The following is a 238-nucleotide window of genomic DNA, read 5'->3' as shown; positions in this document are numbered from 1 at the left end:
CGACGGCCCGCCCGTGGTGATCGGCGGCTGTGAATACCTGGGCAGCGACGAGGGCAGCGCGTACGCCCTGGGCCTGGCCGGATTGCGCGCTGCGGTGCGCGGCCTCGACGGGCGTGGCCCGGCGACCGCGTTGTTCGCGGCGGCGGGGCCGCGCGAGTTGGCCCGGCGGCTCGCGGGGGAGCCGTTCCCCAAGGCCGCGGTGGCCGAACTGGCGCCCCAGGTGTAGATCGGAAGAGCG

General features: G+C 76.9%; 1 pseudogene. It reads left to right on the top strand.

The window, feature by feature from the left end:
• Window positions 1-226 (top strand): annotated as a pseudogene (locus GT354_RS53050) (ATPase); the annotation flags it as partial.
• Window positions 227-238: the final 12 nt, after the last annotated feature.

The organism is Streptomyces sp. SID3343 (genome assembly GCF_009865215.1).
Classification (GTDB): domain Bacteria; phylum Actinomycetota; class Actinomycetes; order Streptomycetales; family Streptomycetaceae; genus Embleya.
Note: the sequence above shows the minus strand (reverse complement) of the source record. Positions and strands in the feature narration are given on the sequence as shown.